The sequence below is a fragment of the Roseateles chitinivorans genome (genome assembly GCF_002761755.1).
GTDB classification, from domain to species: Bacteria; Pseudomonadota; Gammaproteobacteria; order Burkholderiales; family Burkholderiaceae_C; genus Roseateles; species Roseateles chitinivorans.
This window is the reverse complement of sequence record NZ_PEOG01000151.1, coordinates 1-1,594: the sequence shown is the minus strand read 5'-3', so window position 1 is coordinate 1,594 and position 1,594 is coordinate 1. Positions and strand designations below refer to the sequence as shown.

The 1,594-nt window shown below is 71.1% G+C and carries 3 protein-coding genes and 1 pseudogene; all 4 read left to right on the top strand.

Translation table 11 applies throughout. From position 1 onward, the window contains the following. Positions 1–421 (top strand): FliM/FliN family flagellar motor switch protein (locus CS062_RS25090; RefSeq protein WP_143742521.1); only part of this gene is annotated, 421 nt, incomplete at its 5' end. A 50-nt stretch (positions 422–471) separates the two neighbouring features. Continuing rightward, complete coding sequence (gene sctR / locus CS062_RS25085; RefSeq protein ID WP_438270502.1) at positions 472–1,080, top strand: type III secretion system export apparatus subunit SctR; 609 nt, start codon at positions 472–474, stop codon at positions 1,078–1,080. Between the two features lie 34 nt (positions 1,081–1,114). Further along, positions 1,115–1,375 carry a type III secretion system export apparatus subunit SctS gene (gene sctS / locus CS062_RS25080; protein WP_091733548.1) on the top strand — a complete coding sequence of 87 codons (261 nt, stop codon included), beginning with the start codon at positions 1,115–1,117 and terminating at the stop codon, positions 1,373–1,375. Continuing rightward, positions 1,372–1,594 (top strand): annotated as a pseudogene (locus CS062_RS25075) (hypothetical protein); the annotation flags it as partial. The gene sctS and the pseudogene CS062_RS25075, both read left to right, overlap by 4 nt.

Below are 1,594 nucleotides of genomic sequence, written 5' to 3'. Positions count from 1 at the left end.
GGGAATCACGATGCAAGCCACTGCCGACCTCGACCTCGATGCCTCCCGCGCCCACCTCGCGGCCCCGCCGCGCCTCGTCGACGAGGCCGCCGCGGCGGCGCCGCCGCTCGCCCTGACGGCGGCCGAGGGGCTGGAGCATCTGCAGGTGCCGGTGTCCTTCGAGATCGACAGCGCGCGCATCGCGCTCGGCGAGCTGGCCAGCCTCGGCGAAGGCGCCGTCATCGAGCTCGACGTGCCGCTGCCCGAGGCGACGGTGCGCCTGGTCTGCCATGGACAGACGCTCGGCCTGGGTCAGCTGGTGGCGATCGGCGACCAGCTGGGCGTGCGCATCGTCCGGATGGGCCTGGGCATCGCCTCCGCATCCGCAGGCACCGGCGTCATGGCGGACGCGGCCGGCCCGAGCCAGGGGCGGTCGTCATGATGCCGTTGCCGAGCACCGATCCGGTCTCGCTGTTCCTGGTGCTGGCGGCGATGGCGGTGTTGCCGTTCGCCGCGATGGTGGTGACCTCGTACACCAAGATCGCCGTGGTGCTGGGCCTGCTGCGCAACGCGATCGGCGTGCAGCAGGTGCCGCCCAACATGGTCCTGAACGGCGTGGCGATGATCGTGTCCTGCTACATCATGGCGCCGGTGCTGATGGAGGCCTCGGAGCAGATGCGCGGGGCCTCGACCACGGCGACGCAGTCGAATGCGCAGCAGCTGCTGGGCGCCGCCGACGCCGCGCGCGAGCCCTTCCGCCGCTTCCTCGACAAGCATGCCGACCCGGCCGAGAAGGCCTTCTTCCTGAAGTCCGCCGCCGCGATCTGGCCGGCCGAACGCGCCGCCCAGCTGAAGAAGGACGACCTGCTGGTGCTGGCGCCGGCCTTCCTGCTGACCGAGCTCTCGGCGGCCTTCCGCATCGGCTTCCTGCTGTACCTGGCCTTCGTCGTCATCGACCTGGTGATCGCCAACGTGCTGCTGGCGATGGGCCTGTCGCAGGTCACGCCGACCAACGTCGCGATCCCGTTCAAGCTGCTGCTGTTCATCGTGCTGGACGGCTGGCCCAAGCTCATCCACGGCCTGGTGCTGACCTACCGCTGATCCGCGCCGGGCAGCGTCTCCAACGGAACCCGTCATGCATTACGAGAACATCATCCGACTCACCTCCGAAGCCCTCATGATGTGCCTGATGCTGTCGCTGCCCGCGGTGGCGGTGTCGGCGATCGTCGGCCTGCTGATCTCCTTCGTGCAGGCGATCACCTCGCTGCAGGACTCGAGCATCTCCCAGGGCATCAAGCTGCTGGCGGTGACGGTGGTCGTGGCGATCTGCGCGCCCTGGGCCGGCTCGACACTGCTGCGCTTCTCCGAGAACCTGCTGGCGGCGATGTTCCTATGAGCACCGGACCGCTGCGCCGCGCCCAGGCCGCGGAGGCCGCCACCGCCGCGCGCGCCGCCGAGGCGCACGAAGCCGCGGTGGCACGCCGGCACAACCTGGACCCGCACGACGCGCGGGCGCAGGCCGGCCATGGCCACCGGGGGCAGTTCCGCGGCTATGTGTTCCGCACGGTCCGCGCGCCCGCGCCGCCACCGCCCCGCCGCCCGACGCCCTTGCGGC

Coding starts and splice junctions, on each gene's coding strand:
- sctR (WP_438270502.1), top strand. CDS start 472: ATGGCGGTGTTGCCGTTCGCCGCGATGGTGGTGACCTCGTACACCAAG.
- sctS (WP_091733548.1), top strand. CDS start 1,115: ATGCATTACGAGAACATCATCCGACTCACCTCCGAAGCCCTCATGATG.